Source organism: Streptomyces sp. NPDC016562, assembly GCF_043076955.1.
Taxonomy (GTDB): Bacteria; Actinomycetota; Actinomycetes; order Streptomycetales; family Streptomycetaceae; genus Streptomyces.
This window is the reverse complement of sequence record NZ_JBIBRZ010000010.1, coordinates 84251-111242: the sequence shown is the minus strand read 5'-3', so window position 1 is coordinate 111242 and position 26992 is coordinate 84251. Positions and strand designations below refer to the sequence as shown.

27 protein-coding genes and 1 pseudogene are annotated in these 26992 nt (G+C 70.5%); 12 read left to right on the top strand and 16 right to left on the bottom strand.

Translation table 11 applies throughout. The features are described from left to right. Positions 1–30: 30 nt before the first annotated feature. Positions 31–1635 (top strand): TROVE domain-containing protein, encoded by a 1605-nt coding sequence (locus ACF059_RS30880; RefSeq protein ID WP_392063678.1) that lies wholly within the window; start codon positions 31–33, stop codon positions 1633–1635. Between the two features lie 159 nt (positions 1636–1794). On the opposite strand, the pseudogene ACF059_RS30875 reads toward ACF059_RS30880, so the two are convergent. After that, a pseudogene (locus ACF059_RS30875) lies at positions 1795–2275 on the bottom strand (IS5/IS1182 family transposase); the annotation flags it as partial. Between the two features lie 861 nt (positions 2276–3136). Continuing rightward, the gene (locus tag ACF059_RS30870; protein ID WP_392063675.1) at positions 3137–4063 is read right to left on the bottom strand and encodes an NmrA/HSCARG family protein; all 927 of its coding nucleotides are present in this window, start codon (positions 4061–4063) and stop codon (positions 3137–3139) included. A gap of 161 nt (positions 4064–4224) precedes the next feature. On the opposite strand from ACF059_RS30870, the gene ACF059_RS30865 reads away from it, so the two are divergent. Together ACF059_RS30865 and ACF059_RS30860 are read left to right on the top strand one after the other, a co-directional pair. After that, positions 4225–4770: a TetR/AcrR family transcriptional regulator gene (locus ACF059_RS30865; RefSeq protein ID WP_392063673.1), complete on the top strand. Its 546-nt coding sequence runs from the start codon at positions 4225–4227 to the stop codon at positions 4768–4770. A 231-nt stretch (positions 4771–5001) separates the two neighbouring features. After that, complete coding sequence (locus tag ACF059_RS30860; protein WP_392063670.1) at positions 5002–5619, top strand: hypothetical protein; 618 nt, start codon at positions 5002–5004, stop codon at positions 5617–5619. 187 nt (positions 5620–5806) lie between these two features. Here ACF059_RS30860 and ACF059_RS30855 read toward each other — a convergent pair whose 3' ends face one another. Next, a complete protein-coding gene (locus ACF059_RS30855) occupies positions 5807–6556 on the bottom strand; it encodes a ZIP family metal transporter (RefSeq protein WP_392063939.1) in 750 nt (249 codons plus the stop codon). Between the two features lie 273 nt (positions 6557–6829). Here ACF059_RS30855 and ACF059_RS30850 point away from each other — a divergent pair, with 273 nt between their 5' ends. Together ACF059_RS30850 and ACF059_RS30845 are read left to right on the top strand one after the other, a co-directional pair. Continuing rightward, positions 6830–7486, top strand: a complete 657-nt coding sequence (locus ACF059_RS30850) for a DUF1326 domain-containing protein (RefSeq protein WP_392063667.1) — start codon at positions 6830–6832, stop codon at positions 7484–7486. Beyond that, positions 7483–7893 (top strand): DUF4262 domain-containing protein, encoded by a 411-nt coding sequence (locus tag ACF059_RS30845; RefSeq protein ID WP_392063664.1) that lies wholly within the window; start codon positions 7483–7485, stop codon positions 7891–7893. Before ACF059_RS30850 ends, ACF059_RS30845 begins: the two co-directional genes overlap by 4 nt. Before the next feature lie 197 nt (positions 7894–8090). Here ACF059_RS30845 and ACF059_RS30840 read toward each other — a convergent pair whose 3' ends face one another. From ACF059_RS30840 to ACF059_RS30830, 3 genes are all read right to left on the bottom strand, one after another. Further along, positions 8091–8639, bottom strand: coding sequence for an EF-hand domain-containing protein (locus ACF059_RS30840; protein WP_392063661.1), 549 nt, complete (start codon positions 8637–8639; stop codon positions 8091–8093). Between the two features lie 112 nt (positions 8640–8751). Next, positions 8752–11064 carry a molybdopterin-dependent oxidoreductase gene (locus tag ACF059_RS30835; protein WP_392063658.1) on the bottom strand — a complete coding sequence of 771 codons (2313 nt, stop codon included), beginning with the start codon at positions 11062–11064 and terminating at the stop codon, positions 8752–8754. Positions 11065–11116: 52 nt separating this feature from the next. After that, a complete protein-coding gene (locus ACF059_RS30830; RefSeq protein WP_392063655.1) occupies positions 11117–12211 on the bottom strand; it encodes a GlxA family transcriptional regulator in 1095 nt (364 codons plus the stop codon). 98 nt (positions 12212–12309) lie between these two features. Between ACF059_RS30830 and ACF059_RS30825 the strand changes: the two genes are divergently transcribed. The 3 genes from ACF059_RS30825 (at position 12310) to ACF059_RS30815 (ending at position 14489) form a co-directional block, all read left to right on the top strand. Beyond that, the gene (locus tag ACF059_RS30825; protein WP_392063652.1) at positions 12310–12786 is read left to right on the top strand and encodes a hypothetical protein; all 477 of its coding nucleotides are present in this window, start codon (positions 12310–12312) and stop codon (positions 12784–12786) included. A gap of 105 nt (positions 12787–12891) precedes the next feature. Beyond that, positions 12892–13065 (top strand): CsbD family protein, encoded by a 174-nt coding sequence (locus tag ACF059_RS30820; protein WP_392063649.1) that lies wholly within the window; start codon positions 12892–12894, stop codon positions 13063–13065. A gap of 260 nt (positions 13066–13325) precedes the next feature. Continuing rightward, positions 13326–14489, top strand: a complete 1164-nt coding sequence (locus ACF059_RS30815) for a PP2C family protein-serine/threonine phosphatase (protein ID WP_392063646.1) — start codon at positions 13326–13328, stop codon at positions 14487–14489. A 14-nt stretch (positions 14490–14503) separates the two neighbouring features. Here the strand turns inward: ACF059_RS30815 and ACF059_RS30810 are convergent, their stop codons facing one another. From ACF059_RS30810 to ACF059_RS30800, 3 genes are all read right to left on the bottom strand, one after another. Beyond that, a complete protein-coding gene (locus ACF059_RS30810) occupies positions 14504–14779 on the bottom strand; it encodes a hypothetical protein (protein WP_392063643.1) in 276 nt (91 codons plus the stop codon). A gap of 238 nt (positions 14780–15017) precedes the next feature. Then, positions 15018–17114: a UvrD-helicase domain-containing protein gene (locus ACF059_RS30805; RefSeq protein WP_392063640.1), complete on the bottom strand. Its 2097-nt coding sequence runs from the start codon at positions 17112–17114 to the stop codon at positions 15018–15020. 135 nt (positions 17115–17249) lie between these two features. Beyond that, a complete protein-coding gene (locus ACF059_RS30800; RefSeq protein ID WP_392063637.1) occupies positions 17250–18611 on the bottom strand; it encodes a lipase family protein in 1362 nt (453 codons plus the stop codon). Positions 18612–19132: 521 nt separating this feature from the next. On the opposite strand from ACF059_RS30800, the gene ACF059_RS30795 reads away from it, so the two are divergent. Next, the gene (locus ACF059_RS30795; RefSeq protein ID WP_392063634.1) at positions 19133–20407 is read left to right on the top strand and encodes a PucR family transcriptional regulator; all 1275 of its coding nucleotides are present in this window, start codon (positions 19133–19135) and stop codon (positions 20405–20407) included. A 105-nt stretch (positions 20408–20512) separates the two neighbouring features. Here the strand turns inward: ACF059_RS30795 and ACF059_RS30790 are convergent, their stop codons facing one another. The 4 genes from ACF059_RS30790 to ACF059_RS30775 form a co-directional block, all read right to left on the bottom strand. Beyond that, a complete protein-coding gene (locus tag ACF059_RS30790) occupies positions 20513–20902 on the bottom strand; it encodes a hypothetical protein (RefSeq protein WP_392063631.1) in 390 nt (129 codons plus the stop codon). A 104-nt stretch (positions 20903–21006) separates the two neighbouring features. Beyond that, complete coding sequence (locus ACF059_RS30785) at positions 21007–21273, bottom strand: DUF4235 domain-containing protein (protein WP_366865395.1); 267 nt, start codon at positions 21271–21273, stop codon at positions 21007–21009. Further along, positions 21270–21824: a DUF3618 domain-containing protein gene (locus ACF059_RS30780; RefSeq protein ID WP_392063628.1), complete on the bottom strand. Its 555-nt coding sequence runs from the start codon at positions 21822–21824 to the stop codon at positions 21270–21272. Before ACF059_RS30780 ends, ACF059_RS30785 begins: the two co-directional genes overlap by 4 nt. After that, entirely contained in the window at positions 21821–22234 is a 414-nt protein-coding gene (locus tag ACF059_RS30775) for a phage holin family protein (RefSeq protein ID WP_392063625.1), read from the bottom strand. The genes ACF059_RS30780 and ACF059_RS30775 overlap by 4 nt, the downstream gene beginning before the upstream one ends. Positions 22235–22422: 188 nt before the next feature. Between ACF059_RS30775 and ACF059_RS30770 the strand changes: the two genes are divergently transcribed. After that, positions 22423–23406 (top strand): BtrH N-terminal domain-containing protein, encoded by a 984-nt coding sequence (locus ACF059_RS30770; protein ID WP_392063622.1) that lies wholly within the window; start codon positions 22423–22425, stop codon positions 23404–23406. A 36-nt stretch (positions 23407–23442) separates the two neighbouring features. Here the strand turns inward: ACF059_RS30770 and ACF059_RS30765 are convergent, their stop codons facing one another. Further along, complete coding sequence (locus ACF059_RS30765; RefSeq protein WP_392063620.1) at positions 23443–23937, bottom strand: LysR substrate-binding domain-containing protein; 495 nt, start codon at positions 23935–23937, stop codon at positions 23443–23445. Here ACF059_RS30765 and ACF059_RS30760 point away from each other — a divergent pair. Continuing rightward, entirely contained in the window at positions 23911–24264 is a 354-nt protein-coding gene (locus ACF059_RS30760) for a hypothetical protein (RefSeq protein ID WP_392063617.1), read from the top strand. The two genes, ACF059_RS30765 and ACF059_RS30760, sit on opposite strands and share 27 nt — an antisense overlap. Positions 24265–24286: 22 nt before the next feature. On the opposite strand, the gene ACF059_RS30755 is transcribed toward ACF059_RS30760, so the two are convergent. After that, entirely contained in the window at positions 24287–25138 is an 852-nt protein-coding gene (locus ACF059_RS30755; protein WP_392063614.1) for an RCC1 domain-containing protein, read from the bottom strand. 237 nt (positions 25139–25375) lie between these two features. Here ACF059_RS30755 and ACF059_RS30750 point away from each other — a divergent pair, with 237 nt between their 5' ends. Then, complete coding sequence (locus tag ACF059_RS30750) at positions 25376–25891, top strand: hypothetical protein (RefSeq protein ID WP_392063612.1); 516 nt, start codon at positions 25376–25378, stop codon at positions 25889–25891. A 96-nt stretch (positions 25892–25987) separates the two neighbouring features. Here the strand turns inward: ACF059_RS30750 and ACF059_RS30745 are convergent, their stop codons facing one another. Then, a complete protein-coding gene (locus ACF059_RS30745) occupies positions 25988–26779 on the bottom strand; it encodes a DUF4253 domain-containing protein (protein WP_392063609.1) in 792 nt (263 codons plus the stop codon). Positions 26780–26992 lie beyond the last annotated feature (213 nt).

Here is a 26992-nt window from a genome sequence, read left to right as displayed (position 1 = left end):
ACCCAGCGCGTTTCCAAGGTCTGGTCCGAGATGCTCGTGGCCCCGCACGTCTCGGCGGCCGCCGCTCGTACCCCGTCCGCACCCGCGATCCATCACTGGCGCGCCAACCGGGCCGCGCGCACCTACGAAGGCGGTCCCGCCTTCGTCCGCGAACCCCGGGAGGAGCTCTTCCTCCTGGCCGTCGGCAACTTCGGCTCCCAGTGGACCTTCTACGAGAGCGGCCAGGAGCGCGACGGCCGATACGCCGGCCTCGTGGCACAACTCGCCGTCGAGGACCCCGGCTGGACGGCCGGCCTGCTGCGCTGGCTCCGCGGTGAGGGCAACATGCGCACCGCGTCCCTGGTGGGCGCGGCCACATACGTCCGAGCCCGGCTCGAGGCCGGGTCCGTGGGCGGTCCCTCCAACCGGTCCGTGATCGACTCGGTGCTCCAGCGCGCCGATGAGCCCGGAGAGCTCCTCTCCTACTGGACTTCGCGGTACGGGCGCAATGTGCCGCAGCCCGTGAAGCGGGGCATCGCCGACGCGGTGCGCCGGCTGTACTCCTCGCGGTCCCTGCTGAAGTACGACACTGCCTCCAAGGCCTTCCGCTTCGGGGACGTACTGAACCTCGTGCACGCGTCCCCCGACCCGCACAAGCCCTGGCAGGGCGCCCTCTTCCGGCACGCACTGGACCGCCGTCACCACCCGGAGCAGGCGGCTGTCCCGGCCGGCGACCGGTTGCTGAGCGAGCACCGGGCGCTGATGGAGGTGCCGCTGGAAGCGCGGCTTGCCGCGGTGACCGGGCCGGGCGGCGCTGAGCGGCTGGCTGCGGCGGGTATGACCTGGGAGGCCCTGGCGGGCTGGCTCCACGGGCCGTTGGACGCCGCCGTCTGGGAAGCGGTGATCCCCTCGATGGGCCCCATGGCGCTCCTGCGGAACCTGCGGAACTTCGACGAGGCAGGGGTCTCGGACGAGGTGGCGGCGCGGGTCGCGGCACGCATCAGTGATGCTGACGAGGTCGCCCGGTCCCGGCAGTTCCCCTTCCGGTACCTGGCCGCCCACCGGCAGGCGCCGTCGCCGCGCTGGGCCGCACCGCTGGAACGGGCACTGGGCAACTCCCTGGCCAACGTACCGGCCCTGCCCGGCCGGACGCTGATCCTGGTGGACCGGTCCGACTCGATGTTCTGGGACACCGTCTCCGAGCGGTCCACGCTGAGCCGCGCGGACGCGGCGGCCGTCTTCGGCGCCGCCCTGGCGATGCGCGCCCAGCAGGCGGACCTGGTGGAGTTCGGCTGGTCCAGTGCGCCGGTGCCGTTCGCGGCAGGGGAACCGGTACTGGAGGTGCTGAAACGGTTCCACAGCCTCGGGGGCACACAGACGACGGCGGCCCTCCGCGCCCACTACCGGGACCACGACCGCGTGCTGATCGTCACTGACGAGCAGGCCGCACACGACGGCCGCGGCCGGCCGGTTGAACCGGTACCGTCCGAGGTCCCCGTGTACACCTGGAACTTGGCGGGGTACCAGCCGGCCCACATCCCTTCGGGCCCCCACCGGCACACCTTCGGCGGGCTCACGGACGCCGCGTTCCGGATGGTCGGTCTCATCGAGGACGGCCGCAACGCCGCGTGGCCGTGGACCGCGGATCCGGCGTAGCGGAGCCCCGTCCCGAGTACGCGGCGGCGGTGTAGGTCCGCACGGCCGCGCGGGCCTGGACCAGGTGCGCTGCATGGCTGCGGCAACATGTTTGAGAACCCGCTGGATCCGACTGCACTGAAAGCAGCCACACGCCTGGTAAGAGACCGAGGTTAGGCGTCATCTCAGGCGACCTGCAGTTGGGCGGCTCGGCCATCGGTAGAGCTTTCTTGCACGTCGGATTAAGGCCGCGCACGGTGATGAACGCGGCGGCGAGGTACAGGTTGAAGTCGACGACGCGGCCATCGCGTTCGAAGCAGTGGCAAATCTTGCCGTAGCCGTTCATCCAGGATTGGGTGCGTTCAACCACCCAGCGCATGCCGACTGGGATCGGAGCGGGCACGCCCTTGCGGGCGATCTCGCCGATGAGGCCGTGCTCGTCGAGGATCCGGCGGCTGGGTTTGCCGTCGTGGGCCGAATCGAGATGCACGGTGGCATTGGTGGGCGGGTTCCCGACCCGGTGCTTGGCGGCTTCGATGGTCGGTTCGAGCAGCACCGAGTCGTGCCGGTGGGCGCCGGCTGAGGCGAGGCCGAGCGGTATCCCGCCGCCGTCGACCAGGGTGGAACGCTTGAGCCCTTGCTTGGCCCGGTCGACTGGCGGTCGAACTCGGGTCGCTCGGGCAGGAGCCGAGAACTGTTCCCACAGAGGCTCAAAGAGAGATGACGGCACGGAGGGCAAGGCATCTCCTCGGCTTGCTCGGCGAACAGGACGGCGAGAACAGCAGAGCCGTGCCTGTTCGCCACGTTCCCGGGCCGGGACAGGGCAGCAGGTGGACTGCGAGTTGCTTCCACTGCTGGGTGGGCGGTGTGTGGGGTGTGGTGGTGAGGAGGTGGAGGCTGACGTGGTCGGCCCCGGCGTCAAGGTGCTCACGGACGCGGCGGGCGATATCCTCCGCGGTGCCGTGGGCCACGAGCGCGTCGACGAGTCGGTCGTCGAGCGAGTCACGTTCTCGTACCCCCGGTTTGGGAGCAGGGCGCGGCGGTTGGGCAGGGCGGCCGCTGCCGTGGTGCGAGCCAGTGCGGCGGTGTGCGAGCGGTCCGGGCCCAGCACGCACAGCTGGGTGACGGCCAGGAGCCGGGTGGGTCCGAGCACGCTCTGGCGTTGCGGGTGTGTTCGACCGGCATGCCCAACGGGTTTGCGCCCCGGGATCGTTCGGCGGCGAGTGCGAGCATGCCGGTGTCCAGGGCCGCGAGCACCCGGTGTGGCGAGGCTGCCGTGGCCGGGGGCCCGAACGGGGTGGCGTCCAGCGCTTGCTGCCGGCTGCCACCACGATCCTGAGGGTCCGCGACAGCAGGATCCCGGCCTGCGCCATCGCTTCCCGCCCCGCTGTCTCGGGGAACCACATGGTGCCGAAGCCGGGGTCTTCGATCGTGGTCACGGCCTCGCGGACGCCGGTGGCCGAGCAGGCGTCGAGTTCGCCGGCCCAGATGCCGATACGCCCAAGGCGGGGCATCTGACCTTTCACGCGTCCTGTCCGTCTGCATCCTGGGCGTTCAGGAATGCCGTGATCTGGGCTGCACCGGTTCGCTCCAGCCAGGTGCGGAAGTCCATCGCGGCGGGGTGGATCCGCCGTGTGGCGGTGATGTCGGCGCGGTAACCGCGTTCGTTCAGCCACTCGTGGGCGAAGGCGAACTGCTCGTTGACGGCGCGGATCGTTTCTATCGGGATTTGTGCATACGGCAGCGGGCGTCCGATGGCCGTCTCGATGTGCGCGGCGATCTGGACCGGAGTCAGTTCGTCGCCGGCCAAGGCCATGGCTCGCCCGATCCACTCCTGGGGCCGGGAGAAGGCAAGGGCGGTAACGAAGCCGACGTCGTCCACGGCCATGATCTGCAGCGGAACGTCGGGGGCGATACCTGAGACCAGGTTGCCGCCTTGCAGGGCGTATCCACCGGTGTAGTTCTCCATGAAGGACACCGGCCGCAGAATCGTGGCGGGCAGGCTGAGCTTCGCAAGGTGCTGTTCGATCCGCCACTTGCTGATCAGGTTCTGCGGCAACATCTCACTGTCATGACGGTCCGTGCCGGCGACCGAACTGAAGACGAGGTGCTTGATGCCAGCGGTTTGGGCGGCCTCGGCGATGTTCATTCCCCAGCGGACCTCGTCCTCGGCGGAGAAGTCCGCCGCCGTGCCGGGGGACCCCACCGTGGGCTGGACGCTGAACAGCCCGTAGGCGCCTTCGGCAGCGTCGACGAGAGAGGAGATGTCCTCCATCTCCGCGCGTACGATCTGCGCGCCGGCGCTCACCAGAGCCCTGGCCGGCGGGCCGTCCGGATTGCGCGTGAGGGCGCGCACCTGCCAGCCACCATCGAGCAGATGCCTGGTCACTGCCCGGCCCTGCAAGCCGGTCGCGCCCGCCACCACGATGGTCTTGTTCGTCAGCTCCACTGTGTCTCCTGGATCTTGCACGCATCGGGTAGGGCCACACATCAAGTGGGGTGGCCCTCCGGTTAATGCTCGATACAATATGGAGGACCACCCCGGTTAGCAAGCCGTCAGGAGCTCCCGTGTCCCAAGACGCCACCGTGCCGTCCTCGCCCAGGCGTCCCATGCGCGCCGACGCGCGGCGCAACTACGAACGGATCCTGGCCGCCGCCGGGGCCGCAATCGCCCAGTACGGCGTTGAAGCCTCCTTGGAGGAGATCGCGCGCCATGCCGGGGTCGGCTCAGCCACGCTGCACCGGCACTTCCCCTCCCGGCAGGCGCTGCTGGAGGCCGTCTTCAAAGGCCGGGTGGAGACCCTCTGCGCCAAAGCACGCGACCTCGCGACCGAGCCCGATCCGGGGGCCGCGCTCGTCACCTGGCTCCGCGCCGTCGGGGCACACGCCGTAACCAACAAGGGCCTGGGGGCAGCCTTGATGCCTGGCGCCGGCGATCCGACGCTCGGGGACACCTGCCACACGCTCATCGTGAACGCCGGCAGCGAACTACTCGCGCGTGCTCACCAGGCACACGCCATACGCCCCCAGGTCACCATCACCCAGCTGCTCAAACTCGTCGGAGCCATCGCGCTGGCGACCGAACACGACAGTGACGGCGCGGCCGAAACCGACCGCCTGCTGACACTCGTCATCGACGGGGTGCGCCAGCACTGATAGCGCAGAGAAGATCGTCCGACTTGACAGGCGAGAACCAGTAGAGCGTTTCCACCGCCATGGGATCCCCGGGTTCCGCCATCCTCGAGCCTATCCTCGGTCGCTCTAAGTCGGGCTGGGGTGGCGATCGAGTGAATTGGACGACGCAGCCACGACGGAGCCGTGCCGCGGGGATTCCACCATGCAGGCTTCCCCGGGGCTGCGCTGCTTTGGCGCAGCCCCGCCCGTGGCATGACGTTCCAGCACACGACAGGAGCAGCACTGCCGCTTTGCGGAGGAGGCACTCCGGCCTACGCGCAGCCCCGGCTGGAGATCACCAAGACCCATTCCGACCCTTTCACCCGGGGAGGGGAGGGTACCTACACCATCACCGTCACGAACACCGGCGATGAGACTCCTTCCGGCGGAACAAGTGTCCGGGACACGCTTCCGGCCGGGCTTACCGCCGTACCGGTAGAGGGGGGACCAGTAGGAGGGAACGGCAACCCCGTCTCGTGTTTCATTTTGAACGACGGAGGCGTCATCGACTGCGCCGGTAGCCAACTGGCGCCCGGGCAAGGCATCGAGATCTTCGTGAGGGTCGCCATCGCGTCCGACGCCCCGTGCTCCGTGACCAACGTCGCCCAGCTCTTCGTAGGGGGCGCTCCGGCCGGCAGTGCGAGTGACCCCACCACCATCACCGGCAGCGGGTGCGGCAACGAGGGCGGCGGTGGCGGGGGCGATGGGTCGATCCTGCCGGTCAACATCAGCGGTATTCTCCCGCTGTTCAACAACATCTCCACCAACAACAACATCAACAGCCCTGGCGCCAGCAACACCACCCGCCAGGACTTCGCGCTGAACCCCTGAGTTCCCGTTCTCGTGCCGGCCCGCAGAGGTCACCCGCCTGGGCGCCGCCGCGTACGGCGATGGACACGGAAGGACCCGGGGCTGTCTGGCAGCGGCCGGAGTCTTTTGCCAGTCGTACTGCCGGCTGGCGGTGTGACGGCGGGCGCGGTGGGAGCCCACGCACCGACGGGCCCCGCGACCCCCGTCGCTACAGATGAGAGAGTGCGAATGCGGACAGGAAGCCGACCACGGTGACCAGTCCTGTCAGCAAGTGCACCTTGCTGTACGCCTCGGGGATCATCGTGTCGGCGATCATCGCCAGGATCGCTCCGCCCGCCACTGCGGTGATCACGGCCATCGCCGCCTCGGAGGCCCCTCCCAGGAGTGCGTACCCGGCCAGAGCGGCCAGGCCGCTGATGACGGCGATGCCTCCCCACAGCGCGAACACGTAGGTCCGGCTGCGTCCGGCGCTTCGCATGCCGGCGGAGCTGGCCAGGCCCTCGGGGATGTTGCTGATGAAGACCGCTCCCACGGTCGCGACTCCCAGATGGCCGCCGCCGAGGAGGCTCGTCCCGATCACCACGGACTCCGGGATCCCGTCCAGAAGGGCTCCCAGGGCGATGGCGTTGCCCGAACCGGGCGCCTCGTCCTCGGATGGCTGCGCGTCTCCGGAACGCTTGCGGTGTTGCGCGCCATGTCGTGCGAGGAGCGCGTTGGCGCCCGAGTACACGGCCGCGCCGCCGACCGCTCCCGCCACCACCGGCCAGATCCCCGACCGCTCGTAGGCTTCCGCGATCAGCTCGAAGGACACCGCCGCCATCAGTACGCCGCTGCCGAACGCCATCACCAGCGCGATCAGCCGTGGCGGTACGCGCATCAGTGAGCCGATCGTCGCACCCAGCAGCAGAGCCGCCCCCGCGAACAGGCCCCACCCTCCCGCCGTCAACGCTCCGCTCACAGCCACTCCGCCTTCCTTGCCGACCTATGCGCCGCTCCTACCCGGCAAAAGAGCACCACAACGGTTCACCCGGGCCCGGCTCCGGTGTGGCGCCGGATGTAGGTGTACGGGCCCACGATGGAGCCGCTCGCCTTCCGGGCCGGTGAGGCGCACGCTGGAGGGGAGGCCGACTCGCGATCCCGGGAGCGGGCTCGGGGCACGCGGTCTCGTCATTCCCAGTGAGCTCGTCCGGAGTCGTCGAAACCCGTTCGAGCTCGTCAGGAGGGAAGCGAGATGACAGAAACGGTCACTACCGGTACGCGCTGGCACCTGGCCGGCGACTGGTTCGATGTGTGCAAGTGCGCCATCCCGTGCCCTTGCACGTTCGCCCAGCCTCCCACGTACGGCGACTGCGAGGGCGTGCTGGCCTGGCACATCCGGGAGGGCAACTTCGGCGACGTGCGGCTCGACGATCTCAACGTGCTGATGCTCGCCTCCTTCGTCGGCGACGTGTGGGCCCGCGAGCACACCGACCCGTACGCCGCGGTCTTCTTCGACGAGCGTGCCGACGATCGGCAGCGCTCTGCCCTGCAGAGCATCTTCGGCGGTGAGGCGGGCGGATGGCCTGCGGAGTTCGGTGAAGTCTTCGGAGCCGAGATGCGGGGCATGGAGTTCGCTCCCATCCGCATCGAGATCGACGAGGGCCTGGGCGCCTGGCGCGCGGAGATCCCCGGGCGGGTATCGGCACGGGCCGAGGCGCTGACCGGGCCGACCACTCCGGAGGGCGCACGCGTACAGGTACACAACGCACCCGGCGCCGAGGTCGGGCCGGGCCAGGTCGCGACCTGGGGGCGGGCCACCACCGACCGCGCCGACGCGTACGGCTTCTCCTGGGACCGCTCGGGCAAGTCGAGCAAGTACTTCCCCTTCGACTGGAGCGGCCCGGAGTGAAGTCAGGGGGAAGTGGGGTCGGGCTGTGGCATTCCTATCGGATCCCAGAGGTCGCCATGTTCGGTTTGGAGCTTGAGGGGCTGATGCACTGGGTCAACGCCGGGGCCGCCGAGCTGCGTGACGGGGCAGCGACGGAGCCCGGAACGTTGCTCTCGGGTGTCATCGAGGGGTACGAGGTCCAGGTCCAGCCCGTGGACGTGAGCTGGCACCGTCCTCTGCTGGGCACGGCCGTCGGCTTCTACCGTCAGACCTCGGTCCCCGTCGTCCAGCTCGTCTGGCCCGACCGGAATCACCGTTGGCCGTCGGACGAGCAGGCCAGCCCGGGCTGCCGCGCGCAGCCCCGGCTGTGGCTACCGGTGGACGAGCACCCTGCTGGCGTCTGGACCGAGGAGGCTGCCGAGGTGTGAGCGGGGGCGATCACGGCCGTGGTGGCCGACGGGCGGCCGGCCAGCGCCGTGTCCCTGTACCGCCGTCGGCGCTCCGCGCCCCGCTGCGGGGAGCGGACGCGCCGGAGCTGGACGAGGAGGAAGAGTAAGACCACCAAAGCCGCTCGCCTACGCCAGGGGTGGTGTAGGGGAGCGGCGTGCCGGCTCTTCTCGAGGTGTTAGGCGACCTTGCCGAACAGGTGGTTGGCGGGGGCGTCCGGGTCGTTGCCGTAGAAGAACTCCGTGACCGCCTCGTGGAATTCGGCGCGGTCCAGCGCACCGGAGCCGTCGCGGTCCAGAGCGGCGAAGACCGCGGCGCAGTCCTCGCCGGGGACGCCGGCGACCGCGTCGAACATCTGCTGGAACTCCGCCCGGTCGATCCTGCCGTCTCCGTTGAGGTCGACGAGGTCGAAGAAGCAGTCGGTCACCGGCTCGATCTGCTGCGGGTACAGGGCGCGGTCGGTCAGGACCCGCCTGAACCCCTCGGTCATCTCCCGCAGGTCGACCTTCCCGTCCCCGTCCTGGTCCATCGGGGCGATCACGTTCGCCCAGAACCCGTCCATGCCCTCGGTGAGCCGGCGGACGGTCGCGGAGTCCGGCGCGGTACCGCGGGCGGTGATGTAGCGCTCGCTCATCATGCGCACGTCCCGCTGGGTGATGAACCCGTCGCCGTCGACGTCGGCGCCCCTGAACCACTGGCCGTACTTGAGGTCTTGAAGTGCAGTCACGATGGCGCACAGTAGTCACGTCGTTACGCGAGCGCAAACGGCGAGTGGTGCGGATCGACGGATCGGGGCGGGCTGCTGAGCGCTCGGCGACGGTGAGGGGGCAGGCTTCGTATCAAGGTTCGAGGGGTGGCGGGGTGAAGGCGAGCACCTCGGGAAGAGGATCGGCGTACACCTCGACGTCGACCAGCGCGCTGAGGGCACTGGGTCCTTGGGACAGGCGCGAGCAGGGCCGGTCCGCCGTGAGGACGTTCGGGTTGCCGTGGCGGTCCAAGGTTCCGGTGCGGCCCGGCTGGGCCGGATCCCACCAGGCTCCCGTGGACAGTTGGATGACGCCCGGCATGACGTCGTCGGACAGGATCGCGCCCGCGAGGCAGCTGCCCCGGTCGTTGAAGACGCGTACGATCATGCCGTTCTCGATGCCGCGCGCCGCGGCGTCCGAGGGATTGAGCGTCACGGGCTCACGGCCGTGGATCTTCGAACCGAGGCTGTGGCCGCCGTTGTCGTACTGGCTGTGCAGCCGTGAGGCGGGCTGGTTCGAGATCAGGTGCAGCGGGAAGCGGTCCGACAGGCCGGCGCCGAGCCACTCCACTGGTTCGAACCACGTCGGGTGGCCGGCGCAGTCGTCGTAGCCGTACGAGTCGATCTCCTCGGAGAAGATCTCGATCCGGCCCGACGGCGTCGGCAGGGGGAAACGCTGCGGGTCCGAGCGGAGCGCCTCGAAGCTGCCGGGGAAGGGGCCGGTCAACGCCGGCAGTTCGGCGGTGGAGTCGCGCCAGAAGTCGTCGAAGCCCGGCAAGGCGGCCTCGTCGCCGAGGGCGGTCCTCGTCTGCTCGTAGAGGTGCCGCACCCACTCGATCTCGGAGCGCGACTGCGTGAACTCCTTCTCGTACCCGAGCCGGGAGGCCAGGGCGGCGAAGATGTGGTGGTCGGTGCGCGACTCTCCCGCCGGCTCGCGGACCTTCGGCATCGCGACGAGGTGGGGGTCCGAGAATCCGGCGGCGAAGTCGTCGCGCTCCAGGCCGGTGGCGACGGGCAGGACGATGTCCGCGAACTTGGCCGTGGTGTTCCACCAGGCTTCGTGCACCACCACCGTGTCCGGGGTCTGCCAGGCCCGGGTCAGCCGGTGGAGGTCCTGGTGGTGGTGGAAGGGGTTGCCTCCGCACCAGTAGACGAGGCGGAGTTCGGGCAACGTGAGGCGCCGGCCGTCGTAGTCGATGGTCCGGCCCGGATGCAGCAGGGTGTCGGCGATCCTGGCGACGGGGATGAAATCCGGGACGGGGTTGGCCACCGCGGGAATCGTCGCCACGGAAGGACGGCCTCTGGCCACGCCGGTCGCGTCCATCGTCGCGTACCCGGCGCCCCAACCGCAGCCGGCCCGGCCCATGGAGCCCGCCATGGCGGCCAGTACGACGGACATCCAGATCGGCTGTTCGCCGTGATCGGCCCGCTGTACCGCGTAGTTGACCATGATGAGCGAACGCTGCGCGGTGAGGCGGCGGGCGAGGTCGGTGATCGTGTCGCGGCTGATGCCCGTGATCCTCGCTGCCCAGGCGGCGTCCTTGGGGACGCCGTCGAGCTCGCCGACCAGGTAGGAGGCGAAGCGGTCGAATCCGACGCAGCACCGGCGGAGGAAGTCCTCGTCGTGCCACCCGTTGACCAGCATCGTGTGGGCGATGCCGAGCATCGCGGCGGTGTCGGTGTTGGGGGTGACGGGAAGCCATTCGGCGTCGAGGAAGCCGGCGACGTCGCTGCGGAGGGGGCTGACGTTCACGAACCGCACCCCGGCCTCACGGCACTGGCGTTGCAGGTCCTGGGTCTGGTGCCGGGCCAGTCCCCCGGGGTTGATCTGGCTGTTCTTGAGGGCGAGCCCTCCGAACGCCACCACGAGCTCGCAGTTCTCGGCGATCTCGTCCCACATCGGCATCCGGGACTGGTAGCTCCACGGATGTCCGCCGATCACATGGGGGAGGATGACCTCCAGAGCCGCGGTGCTGTAGGTGTTGCGGGAGTCGGTGTATCCCCCGCCTAATGCCAGGAACCGGTGGAGTTGGCCCTGCGCGTTGTGGAACGCGCCCGCGCTCGCCCAGCCGTAGGATCCCCCGAAGACGGCGCTGTCGCCGTGCTGGGACCGTACGCGACGCAGTTCATCGCTGACCAGCGTGATCGCGTCGTCCCAGCTCACCTCCACGAAGGCGTCGGCGCCCCTGGCCGTGTCGTGGACGCGCGGCAGGCCGTCCAGCCAGCCCTTGCGCACCGCGGGGCGCAGCACGCGCGCGCCGTCGTCGGCCGCTGTCACCATTCCGGGTCCGATGGGCGACGGCGCGGGGTCGTCGTCCTTCGGCTCGATGCGCACCAACCGGCCGGAATCGACCACCGCGTTGAAGCTGCCCCAGTGGGTCGCGACCGACATGCGTCGTTCCGCCATGCCCTACTCCATCCCTGAGGTTTCCCCTGTTCTCGGACAGCGGTTGCCTACGTCACAGGGGTTCCCCTTCAGTCGACGGTCCGCGGGACAGAGGCTTCCCCTGTGGCCCGCTGCCCAATCCCGTCGGTGCGTGTAACTGCCGAGGGCCGCACCGAGGCACTGTTCCCAACACCCGCATGGGGGCGGTTGTTCGATGCGCGGAGCGGTAGCGGCCGGGGGAGATCCCGTACCTGGCGGTGAAGGCCTGCCGGAGGGTCTCGGCCGAGCCGAAGCCGCACCGGGCGGCCACACCGGGTACGGGGAGCGTCGTCGAGGCCAGCAGGTGGGCGGCGGCCTCGGTTCTGGCCCTCCGGACGTACCGCCCGGGTGGGAGCCCCAGGTGTTCCAGGAACAGGCGGTTCAGATGACGCGGGGCGACCCCGGCGAGGGCGGCCAGCGCCCCGGCCGACAGGTCGTGGTCCGGATGCTCGGCGATGTGCTCCACGAGCTGGCGGACCACGTCGTCGCGGGGTGCCGGGGCGGCGGTGAACAGGCTCACCTGTGCCTGGTTTCCCGGCCGTTGGAGATAGACGACGAGGTCGCGTGCCACTTGGCGGGCCAGGTCGGAACCGTGGTCTTCCTCGATGAGGGCGAGGGTCAGGTCGATCGCGCTGGTGATGCCCGCCGCCGTGTAGACGTTCCCGTCCTTGATGTAGAGGGGGTCGGGGTCCACGGTGACGGCGGGATGGCGTGCCGCGAGCCGGGCCGCGAACCGCCAGTGCGTGGTGGCGCGGCGACCGTCGAGGAGGCCCGCGGCGGCGAGGACGGTGGCTCCCGTGCACAGGGAGGCCACCCGGCGGCTCTCGCGTGCGAGCCGGCGTACATGTCCCACGAGCCGTACGTCCTGCGCGGCGTGTTCGAAGCCGCTGCCGCCGGAGACGACGAGGGTGTCCAGGGGACCCGTCACCCGTTCCAGCGGCTCGTGGCTGAGCAGGAGGATCCCGGAACCGCAGTCGATGGGCCCGCGGCCCAGCCCGGCCAGCCGGATGCGGTAGGGGCGGGCGAGGCCACCGATCCGGTTCGCCATCTGCAGTGCGGTCGTGACGGACGCGATGTCCAGCAGCTCGGCGTCCTCGAAGCCGACCACGAGCATGAGCCGTTCCCCCATGGGGAGACCCTATGCCGGACGGACGTATAGCCCAAGGTTCGTGACAGGAAGGAGGCGTGGGGGTCGTCGAAGGGCCCAGCGGCCACGACCGTGGACGTATGACTCTTTCCCGCGGCGCTCGCGCCGGCTCCTCGACCGACGCCCCGGACCACGGCAGCGGCGGTACGGCCCGCGCCCTCCTGACCTGGGGTGCACGGCGCTGGCCCACTTGGCTGGCCGTGGCCCTCGTCGTCGTCACCTTCGCCGACGGTGCGGCGCCGCTCGGGCTGCTCGCGGCCGTCCTCGTCGTCATGCCGCTGTGCTACCTGGCCTTCGGCGCGGTGCGCCGCGAGCTCGGCACGCCGCGCGCCCTCGCGGTCCAGATCACCGGCCTCGTGGGATTCACGGCCGTGGCGCTGCTCGCGCTCGGGATGAGCCCGCCGGGTGCGCGCTACCTCGCGGCGGCTGGGTGGCTGGCCCACGGCGTCTGGGACTGCGTGCATCACCGTACGGGCAAGGTCGTGCCGCGAGCCTGGTCGGAGTGGTGCGGCGTCGTGGACGTCCTGGGGGCGGCGGCGATCCTGCTGCTGACGTGACGCGGGTCCGCGTGGCCGGGTTTCTGGCGCCGGGGGGTTTGCGGGCGGCGATCGGGAGCAGGAGAGCGGTCACGACCAAGCCGGTACCACAACGAGGAGGTCCCCATGTCGGGTACAGAGAAGAACAAGGCGCACGCCGAAGAGGCCAAGGGCAAGGTCAAGGAGACGCTGGGCCGCGCCGTCGGCAACGAGCGCATGACCGCCGAGGGGCGGGCGGACCAGGCCAAGGGCAAGGCCCGCCACGCAAAGGAAGACGTCAAGGACGTCTTCCGCGACTGACCGCGCACGGCACACCGCCGTCGCACCGCTGGGCCCCGACCTCCCTCCCTGGTCGGGGCCCAGCCGCGTACCCGGGGCCCGAGCCGCACGGAGACCGGTGTACACGAGCTGGGCTGTTACCGGTGTACACGCGCTGGGCTGTTACCGGTGTACACGCGCTGTGCTGTGACCGGTGTGCACGCGCTGTGGTGTGATCCGTATACACGCTGGTCACGGGCTTCCGGGAGGCCGTGACGGGCTCCACGAGGCAGGCTGTTCCCATGAGGTCCCATCCTCGCTCGCCCGTTCGGCCGGGAGCGTCCTCTCGGGCAGGAGTCAGCCGTCGCGGCGAGGCCCTGTTCCTGCTGGCCCACGGTGCGCCCTTCGCCATCGCGCTCGGCGTGCTGGGCATCGAGCTCTCGCCCGCGCACCATCTCGTCACCGGGCCCGTCCTCACCACGACGCCGGCGCTGGCCGCGTTGACGATGGGCCCGGTGGGCACGCTGTCCGCGGCGGCCCTCGCCGCAGGTGTGAACGTGACCTCCGCGACCTACAACCACTCGTGGGGAACGCAGACCCAGCTGATCATCGGCAACTTCCTGGGACTGACCGTGGTGTCAGTGGTCAGTGTCATCCTGAGTAACGCGGTGCGCACGCGCAGGCAGAGCGAGCTCGACCAGGTCCGCCGGATCGCCGTGGCGGCTCAGGAGGTCGTCCTGCGGCCTGTCCCCGAGCTCCTGGGCCCGGTACGGGCGGCCAGCATGTGCCTCGCCGCAGAGACGGGGGCACTGGTGGGCGGAGACTTGTACGAGGCCGTGCAGACGCGCTACGGCGTCCGCCTGATCGTGGGGGACGTCCGGGGGAAGGGGCTGTCCGCCATACGCGCGGTCGCGGTGGCACTGGGGGCGTTCCGGGAGGCGGTGCACTACGAGGAAGAGGTGCAGGAGGTCATGAACCACTGCGCGGCCGCGCTGCGGCGAGAGTCCGCCGTCCCGGGCACCTACTCCCAGGCGGAACTGCCCGAGGTCCTCATGGAGGGGTTCACCACCGCGCTCATCGCACAGGTGCCGGACGCACCCGTGGTGCACGTGGTCAACCGCGGTCATCCGCCTCCGCTGTTGCTGCGCAAGGGCGCGGCGCAGGCCCTGATGCCCGACTCGCCGCAGCCGCCGCTCGGTCTCGAAGACCTCGTCCACGGGCCGCCCGCCCCGCCCGATGGCTACCCGTTCCTGCCCGGTGACCGGCTGCTGTTCTACACGGACGGCGTGATCGAGGCCCGCAACCGTGGCGGCGACTTCTTTGCTCTGGCGCAGGCCATGGAGCACATACCCGCCGAGGCCTCCCCGCAGGAGTTCCTGGACGCAGTGCACGAGGCACTGGTCCGCCACACGGAGGGCCGCTTGACGGACGACGTGGCGATGATCCTCATCGACCGGCTCGCGTGAAGGCGGTGGTGCTGCTAGTTCGGGGCCAGTTTGCAGGCGGCCTCCGCGGTCCCCTTGGTCACACCGCTGACCTTGGTCAGACCGGTCACACACTCATCGTGGGCGCCGGTCAACGCGACGTAGCACGCCGCGCGGACGGATTCCGGAGCCTCGCCGCCCTTCAGCTCCCGCTCGACTTGGTTGATGCAGGCCGTGACGTCCGCGTGGGCGGCGGGGGCCGTGAGGGCCGCTCCTCCGAGGGCGAGCGTCAGTGTGGTGAGGACTCCTGCGATACGGGTCGACGTGCGCATGGGACGTACCTGCTCTCCGGGATCGCCGCGCGGCCCATACCTTGGCGTGCCGGACCGCGTGGGAACGGCGCCGAGGCACGGCCGACGTGCGGTCGGCGTAGGGCCGGCGTACGGCCACAGGGCTCCTGGCCCCGCACCGGCACGGCTCGGCTCGCCTCGGCAAGGCATCCCCTCCCCCATCCGACGCTAGAGCAGCCCCCTGCCCCACGCACCTCGTAGGGGACGGACCGCCCGGCCCCTACCCGGTGACGCTGCCGAGCCAGAGCAGGTCACGGGCCCGGGTCATCGCCACGAAGAGCTGGCTGCGCCGCAGTTCCTCACGCTCCCGGGCCGTCTGCGGCGTCTCCGTACCGCCCGCCGTACCGCCCGCCGGATCGGCCTGTGTGCCGTTCGCGAGCACCGCGTCGTACTGGGGCAGGAAGACGTTCTTGAACTCCAGGCCCTTGGCCCTGCGATAGGTGCCCAGTTTCACCGCGTCGACGGCTCGGCCGTCGTAGTGCTCCAACTGGCACACCGCGATGCCCTCCTGGCTGAGCAGTCGCTGGTAGTGGCCGATGGCGCGCTTGGAGGGGCACAGCAGGGCGGTGTCGGCGAGCGCACCGACCGGCAGGGAGCGCAGGGCGTTGAGGAGTTCCCTGTCGTGGGCGTCCACCGTGGGCCTGGTGACGCGTACGACGTCCCCGTCGTGGTAGGTGAGGTCGACGTCGCGGCGGCCCGGGGTGCGCAGGCCGTCGAGGTCCTCGAAGGCGTCGTCGGCCACGACGGTGAGGGCAGCGTCCAGGATCTGTTTGCTGTTGCGGTAGTTGGTGCGCAGCACCTGCCCGCGGTCGCCGCGGATGTCGATGCCCGCGTCGGTGAGGCGGAAGCCGCCCGGGTACACGGTCTGCTGGCCGTCGCCGACGAGCAGCAGACCGTTGGGCGCGTCGCCGACGAGCGCGTGCAGGAGACGTACGCCGACCAGGGTGAGGTCCTGGACCTCGTCCACGATGACGCCCGCGTACGGGGGCCGCTCGCGGCGGCGGGACGCTTCGGCCAGGGCGAGGGAGAGGACGTCGTTGAAGTCGTGGACGCCGCGCTCGCTGCGCAGCGACTCGTACTCCTGATACAGCTTCCACACCGACTGCCGGTGCGTGCGGTGGAGGCTCGCCTTCCGCCGCCGCCTGGGGACGGTCGCGTACTCCTCGAAGCGGGTGAGGCCGCGTCCCTTGATGACGTAGTCGATCTCTTCGTGCCAGTAGGCGGGGGCGGGGTCGAGCTCGGCCAGGGGGCTCTCGCGGCCTACGTGTGTCCAGGCGAGGCTGAAGGCGGTCTCGGCCTTGTCCCGGTGGAGCCGCACCGGTATCCCGCGCTCCTGCAAGAAGTCCGGTGCCCAGGAGTGGAGGCTGCGGAAGTCCACCCGGTCCGCGACGGCCGGGGCCATGGTCTTGAGGAAGGTGCTCTGCACACGGGGCAGGTTGTTGGCGAAGGTCACGTACAGGATGCGGCCGGTCGTCCGCCGGGCCAGGTAGGCCGCGCGGTGCAGGGCGACGACTGTCTTGCCGGTACCCGCGGGTCCGCTGATGCGTGCCGGGCCGGACCAGTTGCGGCGCACCAGGGTGACCTGATCGGGGTGGAGGAAGGTCATCCACTGCTCGATGGGCTCGTGCATCGCCGCTTTCAGGGCCGCGTCACGCAGCCCTTCCAGGTCGAACAGCCCGTCTGAGGAGCTGTGTCGGTGGGGCTCGGGCGCTGACGGTGCCTGGAGGTCGACGGCCGTCGCCGCATGGTGCGGGAACACCCGCTGGAGGTGATCGGCGATCGCCCGGACCGACTCCGCCCGCAGCCTGCGCTGCTGCGAGAGCAGCGCAGGGCCGATCTCCTGTTCGCCCAGGAGTCGTATACGGCCGAGGTCCGCGTCGTAGCGCCGCCCGGCGAAGACCAGGAGCGGCTGGACCGCCACCGGTGACATGCCGAGCGACGCCACTGCGCTCTCGGCGGCCTTGGTGGCGGCGAACAGCTTGGCCGCGTGTTCCTCCCCCGGCTCGCCGCCGGCCGTGATGTCGGCGCCGTCGTTTACGCCGACTACGTCGATGACGTCGACTACGAAAACGCCGCCGGGGCCCACCAGGAGCATGTCCGCGTGGGCGGTCCGCGTGCGGGCCCGTTGGCGGTCGACGAGCAGCCGCCACCCGCGCGCGGTCAGCACCAACAGCTGGGCGAGCACGCGCTGTTCGCCTTCGCCGGCGGCTTTCCACCCCAGGGCCTGGCGACGGGCGGCCTGCCACTGCTCCCGGAGTAACCGCTCCTGCCGGCGCGCGTCCTGCGCCCGCTGCGATGCCGCCCCGCCTGCCCCCATGGCCAGCCCCCTCGTACGCGGAGTAGCGATCATAGGACGGAACGCGACCGGACGGCAGGGCGCGTGCCGGCCGGGCAGCGCCCCCGGGCCCCGCCGCGCGAGCGCATCGGCGGGGCCCGGGGAGCGCACGGCGGATCAGGAGGCCGGCACCGGGCTTTCGGGCGCCAGCGAGTTGCCCGCCGGGATGCGGCCGCAGTCGGACGGGGCCTTGCTGCCCGCGAAACGGTCGTTCAGCCAGCCCATCGCGACGGGTGCCCAGACGACGGGCACGCCGACGTGGCTGAGCACGTCGAACTGCTGGTACTTGATCGAGGCGTTGCCGGTCGCGCAGTACTGCCGGGCGAGTGTCCTCACGTCTCCGGCGACCATGACCCCGTCACCGGTGCCGACGCCGGGACGGTTACTGAAGGTCCCTTCCAGGACTCCCGCGTTGCCCTGCGCGATGAGCCCGGGGACGGTCGGGGTGGGCGCCGAGCCGAGGTTGATCTTGTTCACCGCCTGAACGAAGGCAGGAATCGAATTCGGGTCGGCGTACTGGGCCTTCGCCATCTTCTTCCAGGTCAGGCCGGGGTAGTGCCCCAGCGCGTCGACGATCGACCCGCGCTCCAGCTTCTCGTACACCCCCAGGCCGTAGTCGTTCAGGTAGGGCTTGAGGTCGATGTCGTAGGACCGGGAGACGCCGATGATCGCCATCGGGATGACCCCCGACCACACGAGGGAGCCGTCGACGTACTTGAGGTTGTGCGCCGGGTCCACGAGCAGACCGCCCTCGGCGAATCCGACCAGTTTGCTGTTGACCTCGGGCGCGTAGGAAGGTGCGAGCGCGGCGGCCCAGTTGGTCGCGATGGCGCCGCCGGAGTATCCCATCAGGCCGAACCTGGTGTCGGCGTTCATGCCGGTCGCCGCGGACCGGGTCGCGGCCCGGATCGAGTCCAGCGTGTTGGTCGCGTACTCGGGGCCGGCCGCGAAGTTGGCGGTCTGTCCCTCGGTGTCCGGGATGACGAGGTTGTAGCCCTGCAGGAGCAGCGGCGCCATGAAGAGGGCCTCGGCGTTCGCGATGGCACCCCCCAGGGAGACGTCGCCGGCGATGGCCCGGGACGGGCCGTGCTCGGGGTTGAGCGAGTCGTAGAACGACTGGTAGGACACGGCCTTGCTGCCGTCGCCCGTCAGGCTGCGCACCACGGTGGTCACGTTGGCGGACGGGTGGCCCTGGGCATCGGTCGTGCGGTAGAGCAGTTGGATCGCCGTGACCGGCGTGGGAAGGCCCACGAGGTGGTACTTGAGCGTGCGCGTCTTCAGCACGGTGCCCGGCGCGAACGAGGACAGGGGCGCGCTGCCGGTGTAGGCGTAGAAGGGGTCGCTGACGGTGGCGGCAGCGGTAGCGGTAGCGGTAGCGGTCGACGGTGTGGCGGCGGCGGCCGTTGCGGCGGGCGCGGCCGTCACGACCAGCGTGGCGACGAAAGCGGTGGCCAGGAGACGAACGGTCTTTCTGGGCATGATTCCCCCGAATCGTGGAATGGGATCGCTGGGCTTGTCGGAGCTGGAAGGTCCTGTAGCGCCGCCGCCGAGTGGCTGCTCCGCGCGGTGGGGTGGAGCGGCTGGACCTGGGCGTTGCGGACAACGCGGGAAAGATGGGCGGGGTCACGCCGCCGTGAGCGTGGCAGCTGAGGGGCTTCGTGACGCCGCCGTGGCGGCCCGCCGACCGCCGCAGGCCATGCCTGACGCGCGCTCAGGTCCCCGGCCGGTGGAGCGCGCCCGGATCGGGCGGCGCGGGCAGCCCCGGCCGAGAGGCTGGGTGATCAGCTGGGGGCGCGGCGGCCTGTTGCGGGGGCACGGCGGTCCTCCGGTACGGGTGGGGGCGTGGGGATCCGGTGGAGGATGCGCTCTGGGTCGGAACGCGGCTGGCGATCCACCGGGCAGGCGTGTTACCAACTAGTAAGTAACGTCCCGGAAACCAGCATGGTGGTGCGACGGGGGCATGTCTCCGGGTGGCACAACAGAGATTCGCGAGGTGCATTGTGACCGCATCCAAAGCCGCGGAGTGCGCGGTGGGGCCGCAGTTCGGCGGCGTACCGGTTCACAAGCGGCTTCTGGCCGCCGCGCCCACCCTGGCGCCGGCGGTGACGGCCCGGCTCGTCGAGCAGCTGCCCGCCTACGGAGCACTGCCCTCGGAACAGCTCCGCGGCGAGATCACCAAGGAGGTCGAGCGCGGGATCCGGGCCTTCATCCGGGTGCTGCGCCACGGCGAGCTGCCGGAGGAGGCCGAGTTGGCGAGGATCAGCGAGTCGTCGGCCCGACGGGCCGATGAGGGAGTGCCGCTGGATGCCGTCGTCGGCGCCTACCACCTCGGAGCGGAGGAGTGCGCGGCCCAGATCCTCGCGACGGCCGAGCCGGACGACCTGCCGGACGTGCTGCTGGTCCAGCACCGGCTGCTCGGCTACCTCCGGCAGGTGAGCTGCGCGGTCGCGGCAGGGTACGTACAGGAGCGGCAGGCGGCGCTCGGCGACGAGCAGGTCGCCCGGCAGTCTCTGCTCTCCCGGCTGCTGGAGGGCGGGGACCCGCGAGCCGCGGCCGACCGCGCCGGCATCCGGCTGCCTCCCACGTACCTCGTCCTGAGCATCGCCATGGGACCGCATCCCGACGAGCTGCGGCCCGGCGTGAACCACTCCGTCGCCGCGCGCCGCAAACTCCGGCGCCTGCGCAACGAATTACAGCGTCAAACTCCGGGTGTCCCGCTGTCCGTACTGTCGGGCGACGGGGGGCTGGTGCTGGTCCCGTACGAGTCGCCCGCCGCCGACTTCGCCGCCGCGGACCGGGAGCGGCTCACCCGGCTCGTCGAGCAGCTCGCCCGGATGTGCGGCGCCGAGCTGCTGGTGGCGGCGGCCGCTGCCGCACCGGGGGGCGTCGCGGACGCGGCCCGGTTGGTCGGTGAGGTACGGCGGGTGGCGGAGGCGTCCGGGCGCGGGCCGGGGCTCTACCTGCTCGACGATGTGCTGCTGGAATACCAGCTGAGCCGCCCGAGCCGGGCCAGGGACGGGCTGGCCGCGCTGCTCGACCCGCTGACCGGGCGCCCGGAACTGCTCGACACCCTGCGCACCTTCCTCGCCTGTGGGCTCGACCGGCGCCGGGCCGCCGCCCGGCTCCAGGTGCACCCCAACACGGTGGACTACCGCCTGCGCAAGGCGACGGAGCTGACCACCCTGGACGCGGCCCGGGGCGCCGATCTGCTGACGCTGCATGCCGCACTGGCCGCCCACGACTCCGTACGGCGGGGTGAGCCCGACACCGGCTGACGCACGCCCGCGGTCGCGGGAGCGCCTACTTCGCAGACCGCCTTCGTCGGCAGCAGGTCACCCCTGGGCCGGCCGGGGCTGTCAGCCCTGGGCGCGTCGCGGCTGTCAGCCCTGGGCGCGGCCGGGGGTCGAGCGCGGGTAGAGCGGGGCGATGTTCGCCCAGTACCGGTCGAGGTGCGCGTCGGCGGTCTTGAGCGCTTGGTCGCCCGCCAGGTCGAGGTAGGCCGCGTGCAGGGTGACCACGCGCTCGTCACCCGCTTCGGCTGCGGCCGGTGTGGGCGCCGTACGTCGCCAGGGGGCGCGGGCGGCGCTGGCGCCGTGGCCGGTGTCGCGTCGTGCGCGCGTGAACCGCCAACGCCACGCGAGGACGCCGACGGTGAGGGCTGCGGTGAGGGCCGCGGTAAGGGCTGCGGCGGCCAGAACGTGCGGACCGTGGTGCTCGGCCATGGCTTCCTCCACGAACGGAGCGCTGTCCGCGTCGTCGGTGAGGGGCATGTGGGTGGGCGGGTGGGTGGGGGGGTGGGTGGCTGGGTGGCTGACTGGGTGAGCGGGCGGGCGGTGCCGGCCGGGGCGGGGAAGGGGGCCGGCACCGCTGCCGGTCAGCCCGGCCAGGTGCCCGTCATGCGCCGCACGGCTACGGCGCCTGACCGGTCGACCGAGGCCTTGACCACGGCGAAGATCGCACCCTGGATGGCCGCGGCGAGCAGGATCTGCTGCCAGCTCCGGTCCTCGTCGGTGGCGTCGGGAGCGTCACCCTCGCCCTCGATGACCTTCCAGGCCTGCTTGAAGGCGGCGCCCGCGATGACGCCGCTGAGCGCGCCCAGGGCCAGTCCGACGGGCTTGTAGGCGATCTTGGACGCCTTCATCGGCGGTTCCCCCGGCTGCGGCGGATCAGGAGGAAGACGCCTACGACGGCGCCGGCCACGAGGAGCGGGGTCCGGTTGGCGCGCGCGGTCGTCGCCGCCCGGCCCGCCTTCTCCAGCAGCGGGTCGGGCGTCTTGTCCGCCGCGTACTGGCCCGCCTTGGCCGCCTGCTCCCGTACCTGCGCCGCGGCCTGCGCGGTCTTCTCCAGGAGCGGGTCGGGGGTCTTGTCCTTCACCAGCCGGGCGGCCTCCCCCGCCTTCTCCCGGAGCTGGTCGGAGACCAGCGCTGCCTTCTCGGCGGCCTGGTCCTTGACGGCGGCCGTCTTCTCTTTCGCCTGGTCCTTGATGTCGGCCGTCTTCTCCTTCGCCTGGGCCTTGACGGCAGCCGTCTTCTCCTTCGCCTGGGCCTTGACGTCGGCTTTCGCTGCGAGGGCCTCGACGGTCCGGCCGAGCTCGTCGCGGGTGCGCTCGATGTGATCGCGCAGTTCCTCGGAGCCGGCGCTGGCGGGGTCGGGGACGGGGGTGCCAAGGGTGGTGCGGGCGTCGTCGTTCATCGGTGTGCCTTCTCCTTGATCTCGGCCAGGTCGGCCTTGACGCTGTCGATGGTCCGCTCGGGAGCCGGGTTACCGGCCCGGGCGATCTGCTTCTTTCCGGCCAGCGCGGTCCAGCCTGCCGCGATCCCCAGGACCGCGGTGATGATGAGGGCGGAGGCCCATACCGGCAGGACCAGCGCGAGTGCGGCGATACAGGTGGCCGTCAGCGCCTGGAGTGCCAGGTAGCCGATGACTCCTGTGGCGCCGAAGAGGCCGCCGCCCTTCCCGTAGCGCTTGCCCTTCTCGGTCATCTCCAGGCGGAGCAGTTGCATCTCCTCGCGCACCAGCTCGGACATCTGCTGCGAGGCGCGTGACACCAGGACGCCCACCGAGTCGTCGGTGGCGTGAGACGGCCGCTCTACCGTGCTCATGAGGGGAACACCTTGCCTTCCTCCTTCTGCTGGGACGGGCGATGCATCGGTCAGGTGCTGTGGAGCGCCTACCCCGCGACTGCCCCGTCTTCCGTGCGGCAAGCAGCGTTGTGCCGATCACGCTGGGGAGACGGGATCCGGTACGCCCGGCCGCGTGTTGGTGTCCCGTGAGGAGGAGAATGCGCGGCATGGCCATGGTGAAGGACATCGACGTTCGCGGGATGCAGCACTGTGAGACGACGGCGCTGGGCGTGCTGTTGCGGCACGAGGGGCTCGACTTGTCCGAACCCATGCTGTTCGGGCTCGGCTCCGGGCTGTCGTTCATCTACTGGGACAGCAAGCGCATGGGCTTCCCTTTCCTGGGAGGCCGGGTCAAGCCGTTCGAGCTCACCAGGAACCTGACCGCTCGGCTCGGGCTGGAGCTTCTGGTCGGCGAGACCACCTCCCCGCGCACCGCGTGGCGGAACGTCGCGGCGCCCATCGACGCCGGTCGGCCGGTCGGCCTTCAGCTCGACAGCTACCACCTGGACTACTTCGGCACCAAGGTGCATTTCGGCGGGCACGTCGTGGCCATGTACGGCTACGACGAACAGGACGCCTACCTGGTGGACACCGAACCGCAGGGCGGAGCCGTCTCGACCAGTCTCGCCAGCCTGGCCAGGGCCAGGGGCGAGCGCGGCCCCATGACCGCCAAGAACCGCTCCTTCACCATCACGGCGCCCGCCGGTCTGACGCCACCTCAAGAACGGATCGTCCCCGCGATCAAGGCCTGCGCCGATGCCTTCTTGCACCCGCCCATCGCGAACCTGGGGCACCGCGGCATCGAGAGGGCCGCGGGCCACGTACCGACATGGCTGCAGCGCAGCGCCGACCCGCGCGAGGACCTGCCGCAGGCCGCCGCCCTCATGGAGCGGGCCGGCACGGGCGGCGCCCTGTTCCGCAACCTCTACCGGGACTTCCTCGCCGAGTGCGTCCAGCTGATCGACAGCGGCCACCTGCGCACGGGGCACGGCCTGTACACCGAGGCGGCCGCCCTCTGGACGCAGGTGGCCGCACTGATCGCCGCCGCGGGCGAATCGGGCGACGCGAAGCCACTCGTGGAGGCGGGCTCCCTCCTCGGCGAAGTGGCCCGGATCGAGCGCGAGGCGATGCAGGCCTTGACCAGGCTCTGAGGCACGCGCCATGGCCTGATCCGCAGACGCCCGTCGCTAGCCTTCCGGGAGGTCCGTGGCACGGTCACCCTGCCGCGCCGCGGTGCGCAGTGCCGCGATGAGTGCCGTGGTCGTCGGGTTCACGGTCTCGGTGTGACGCGTCGCGGCGAACAGCAGGCGCCGGATCGGGTGGCCGTCGAGGGGTGCGGTGTGGATGCCGGATGTGGCCGGATCGATGGCCGTACGGGGAACGAGCGCCGTGGCGAGACCGGCCCGTACGAGGGTGAGCTGGGCGGCGATGTCGGCGGTGACGTAGCGCGCTGCGGGGGTGAAGCCGGCTTTGCGGCAGGCCCCCAGGATGGCCTGTCCGCAGTCCGTGGCCGCCGGCGGCAGGGCGAGGGTGTGCGCGTCCAGCTCCCGTAGGGCGATCGGCCCTTCGACGGTCCGGTCGGCCGCGGTGACGACGAGCAGCGGATCGTCGAGCAGGGGTGAGACGTCGACGCCCCGGGGTGTGGTGTCGGGCAGATGGTGGTAGCGCTGCCCGAGCACCACGTCGACGGTGCCGAGCGTGAGTTCCCGCAGTTGGGCCTGATCGGTGACGAGGCAGGTGAAGCGGCGGTGCGCCTGAGCGGGCTGAGCGCCCGAGCGGCGATGGTCGTCAACCTCGGCGTGGAGCATGCCACCCGGTACGGCTGGCCCGAGCCACAGCCCGTAGCCGCAGCCCTGAGCTCGCGACGGCAGCGCGCCAAGCAGTTCACCAATGAGCTACAGGCGCCGCTCTACGACACGCTGACCGGCCGGCAACGCACCGAATTCGCCCAGCTCGTCGACGCGTTGACCGCCTCCAAGGCATCGGCGCACGCCCTTTCACCGCAGTGAGGTCGCGTCGAACGTCGGAACCTTATGGAAGCTGGACTCCGGACCAGGCATCGACTTCGCACTGTCCGTCGGCGTTGTTCCCTGCGGCCACGACCGTGCCGTTGGCACGCAGGCCGAGGGTGTGCGTGGAACCGGCCGCCACGGCGACGATGTCGCGCCAATCGCCGACTTCGCACTGCCCGTAGCTGTTGTCTCCCGCTGCGCGGACCCGTCCGGACGCTGTGACCCCGACGGTGTGATAGCTGCCCGCGTCGAGCGCCACCATGTCTTCCCACTCACCGACCTCGCACGCCCCCGTTGCCCGGTCTCCGGTCGCTACTGGCCGCCCGTCAGCTCTGAGGCCGACGGTATGGAGATACCCGGCTGAAATGGCGGTCAGGTCACGCCACCCTTCAACGGCGCACTGCTCTCGTCGGTTGTTCCCAGCGGCGAGTGCGGAACCGTCCGACCGGACGCCGACCGAGTGCCAGTCACCACACGAGAGGACGACCACCTCGCGCCAGGACTGCACGTCGCACTGTCCTTCTGACCTCCGGCCAACTGCCAGCACGCGGCCATTCGCGAGGAGCCCGAGCGTGCGGCGCCAGCCTGCGGCCACGGCCGTGACGCCTCGCCATCCGGCGACATCACATTGCCCATCGCCATTCCAACCCGATGCCAGCACCGTGCCGTCCGACCGGAGCCCCACCGTATGAGACCTGCCCGTGTTCTTCGCGGTATGGACATTGCCAGCTGCCACCGCGACGACGTCTTCCCAGCGCTCGACACGGCATTCAGCGGCTGCGGTATTGCCCACGGCGAGAACGGTTCCATCCCAGCGCCGTCCGACCGAATGACGCCTCCCGGCCGCCAGCGCCGACGAGTTGGCGGGCATTCCGCCTCCTTGTGCTTGGCGTGAGTGCGTAATACAGAATTCCACCTTACTTTGGACTGGAATCAGGGCGGGGCCCTCAGTCGCCGCCAGCAGATGAAGGCAGAGCCGAGTGCGGGGAAGGCCTGGTGCATGTCGTCACGGTGGCCAGGCTGAGCCTCGTGGCGGGCCCTCGAAGGCCGCACGAGGCGCCTCATCTGCGATTTTGGTCATCTGGGCGACTGAGTGATCCTGATCCGTATGCACCCTGCGCTCATTCACCGGGACAGCCCCTTCATCAACTTCAAGGACTTCGGCTTCCCCGGCCGGGTGGGCCACGGCCACCGGTGGGTTCACATCAAGCGCTTCCACCTGTCACCCGTGCCACCGGCCGACGAGGGCCTTCTTGGAGCCTTGATCGCCCACCCTGAGTTCCGGGACACTTATGACGGAGCGGTCTGGCTCGAACCGCGCCACGGCCAGTGGTGGTCTGATCGGATCACTCCGGGCACGTACACGGCCGTCGACGAAGCGAGCGCGGCCGGCACGATCCACACATGGGCCACCAGCGGTGTCGTGCTTCCCCCGGAACTGGACGCGAGGCTGCACGAGGCGGTCTACGCGCCGATCCGCCGTGCGACGAGCCGGTACGCACTCGGAGCCCTTCCCGAGGATGCACAACACGACTACGGCCCCATCCACATCGAGTTCCATGAACTCGTGCTGATCGACCGCCGCCTCGGCACCCTCACCCTCCTTGTAGCCGCCGACGACTGAGGCGGCTGTGCGTCCGAGTACCGCTGACCAGGGGCTCACGAAGCGCTTGAAGATCGCTTCCCAAGCTGCGAGTGATCGTTTCCCAGACGCGATGGATCAGTCCCACCAGAAATCCCAGCTGCGAGCTCCGATAATCCGCTCGGCGTAGGCGGCCAATGTGTACGGCCGGCTCCCCTGCCAGACGTTGTCCGGGCAGAAGGCGAAATGCTCCGCCGCAACCAGGAGGGCGTCTTCCTCTTGTATCGGTGGTGCTGCGACGCTCAGGTGCAGGGTGGAGAAGCCGACCGCGACCACCCGGACGCCGAATCGGCGCTCCCAGTCGCGGATGACCGCAGAGAACTTGGCGGTGTCGTTGTCGTAGTTGAGAGGGCCGCACCAGCCTGCGACCGCGAGGGCCTCGGCGCCGGATGGGGCCGCGACCAGTCCCAGCCGGGATTGCGGACGGCCGGTGAGAAACGCCTGTGCGTACTCGGCTGCCAGTTCGTCGGGGTCCGTCGCGGCCGACCGGGCGGGAGCGAGGCCGGACCAGTCCTGCCCGAAGGTTTTGGCGGAGAGCATGTCGTCGTCTTGATCGATGGTGGTGTACGTCGCCCACCACTCCTCGAGAAGGCCAGCCGGGTCGTGGCTCGCCGGAGAAGACATCCGCTCGGGCATGAGCTCGGCCGATCCCCACGGCCGGAACTCGTCATCGTCCGGATCCAGCGCGTCAAGCAGCAACGGCCACAGGCCGGAGCGAGTGTGCTCGGCATGGATCTGGGCCCACAGTGCGGCCGTGGCCGGCCGATCGCTGAGCCACAGGGGCTGCACGTTGCCATCGCCGCCATCGGATGTGATCATCCGGCCGGGCGGAAGTGGAGCCGCCAGGCTCAATCGCGGTTCGGGGTGCACGGGTGGATGCTAGTGCTGTGGCTCGGCGGGACCGGACACGCGGTCGCGGAACTGCTGGCGCGACGGCCGCGAGCACGTCGTCGAGGCGGCCGAGCGGGGGCGAGGTGTGATCGCCGGGGAGCTCATGGACGGAGGTCACGTCGTCGGGTAGGCGGAGGAGAAGTACATCCCAGCTCATGGCGGCCTTCTGATGGATTCGCGTCGTGGTTGCGG

Excerpts from the sequence above, each read along its gene's own strand:
- ACF059_RS30880 (WP_392063678.1), top strand. The coding sequence starts at position 31 with ATGCTCGTGGCCCCGCACGTCTCGGCGGCCGCCGCTCGTACCCCGTCC.
- ACF059_RS30865 (WP_392063673.1), top strand. The coding sequence starts at position 4,225 with ATGCGCGCCGACGCGCGGCGCAACTACGAACGGATCCTGGCCGCCGCC.
- ACF059_RS30860 (WP_392063670.1), top strand. The coding sequence starts at position 5,002 with ATGACGTTCCAGCACACGACAGGAGCAGCACTGCCGCTTTGCGGAGGA.
- ACF059_RS30850 (WP_392063667.1), top strand. The coding sequence starts at position 6,830 with ATGACAGAAACGGTCACTACCGGTACGCGCTGGCACCTGGCCGGCGAC.
- ACF059_RS30835 (WP_392063658.1), bottom strand. The coding sequence starts at position 11,064 with ATGGCGGAACGACGCATGTCGGTCGCGACCCACTGGGGCAGCTTCAAC.
- ACF059_RS30830 (WP_392063655.1), bottom strand. The coding sequence starts at position 12,211 with ATGGGGGAACGGCTCATGCTCGTGGTCGGCTTCGAGGACGCCGAGCTG.
- ACF059_RS30825 (WP_392063652.1), top strand. The coding sequence starts at position 12,310 with ATGACTCTTTCCCGCGGCGCTCGCGCCGGCTCCTCGACCGACGCCCCG.
- ACF059_RS30820 (WP_392063649.1), top strand. The coding sequence starts at position 12,892 with ATGTCGGGTACAGAGAAGAACAAGGCGCACGCCGAAGAGGCCAAGGGC.
- ACF059_RS30815 (WP_392063646.1), top strand. The coding sequence starts at position 13,326 with ATGAGGTCCCATCCTCGCTCGCCCGTTCGGCCGGGAGCGTCCTCTCGG.
- ACF059_RS30810 (WP_392063643.1), bottom strand. The coding sequence starts at position 14,779 with ATGCGCACGTCGACCCGTATCGCAGGAGTCCTCACCACACTGACGCTC.
- ACF059_RS30805 (WP_392063640.1), bottom strand. The coding sequence starts at position 17,114 with ATGGGGGCAGGCGGGGCGGCATCGCAGCGGGCGCAGGACGCGCGCCGG.
- ACF059_RS30800 (WP_392063637.1), bottom strand. The coding sequence starts at position 18,611 with ATGCCCAGAAAGACCGTTCGTCTCCTGGCCACCGCTTTCGTCGCCACG.
- ACF059_RS30790 (WP_392063631.1), bottom strand. The coding sequence starts at position 20,902 with ATGCCCCTCACCGACGACGCGGACAGCGCTCCGTTCGTGGAGGAAGCC.
- ACF059_RS30785 (WP_366865395.1), bottom strand. The coding sequence starts at position 21,273 with ATGAAGGCGTCCAAGATCGCCTACAAGCCCGTCGGACTGGCCCTGGGC.
- ACF059_RS30780 (WP_392063628.1), bottom strand. The coding sequence starts at position 21,824 with ATGAACGACGACGCCCGCACCACCCTTGGCACCCCCGTCCCCGACCCC.
- ACF059_RS30775 (WP_392063625.1), bottom strand. The coding sequence starts at position 22,234 with ATGAGCACGGTAGAGCGGCCGTCTCACGCCACCGACGACTCGGTGGGC.
- ACF059_RS30770 (WP_392063622.1), top strand. The coding sequence starts at position 22,423 with ATGGCCATGGTGAAGGACATCGACGTTCGCGGGATGCAGCACTGTGAG.
- ACF059_RS30760 (WP_392063617.1), top strand. The coding sequence starts at position 23,911 with ATGGTGGTAGCGCTGCCCGAGCACCACGTCGACGGTGCCGAGCGTGAG.
- ACF059_RS30755 (WP_392063614.1), bottom strand. The coding sequence starts at position 25,138 with ATGCCCGCCAACTCGTCGGCGCTGGCGGCCGGGAGGCGTCATTCGGTC.
- ACF059_RS30750 (WP_392063612.1), top strand. The coding sequence starts at position 25,376 with ATGCACCCTGCGCTCATTCACCGGGACAGCCCCTTCATCAACTTCAAG.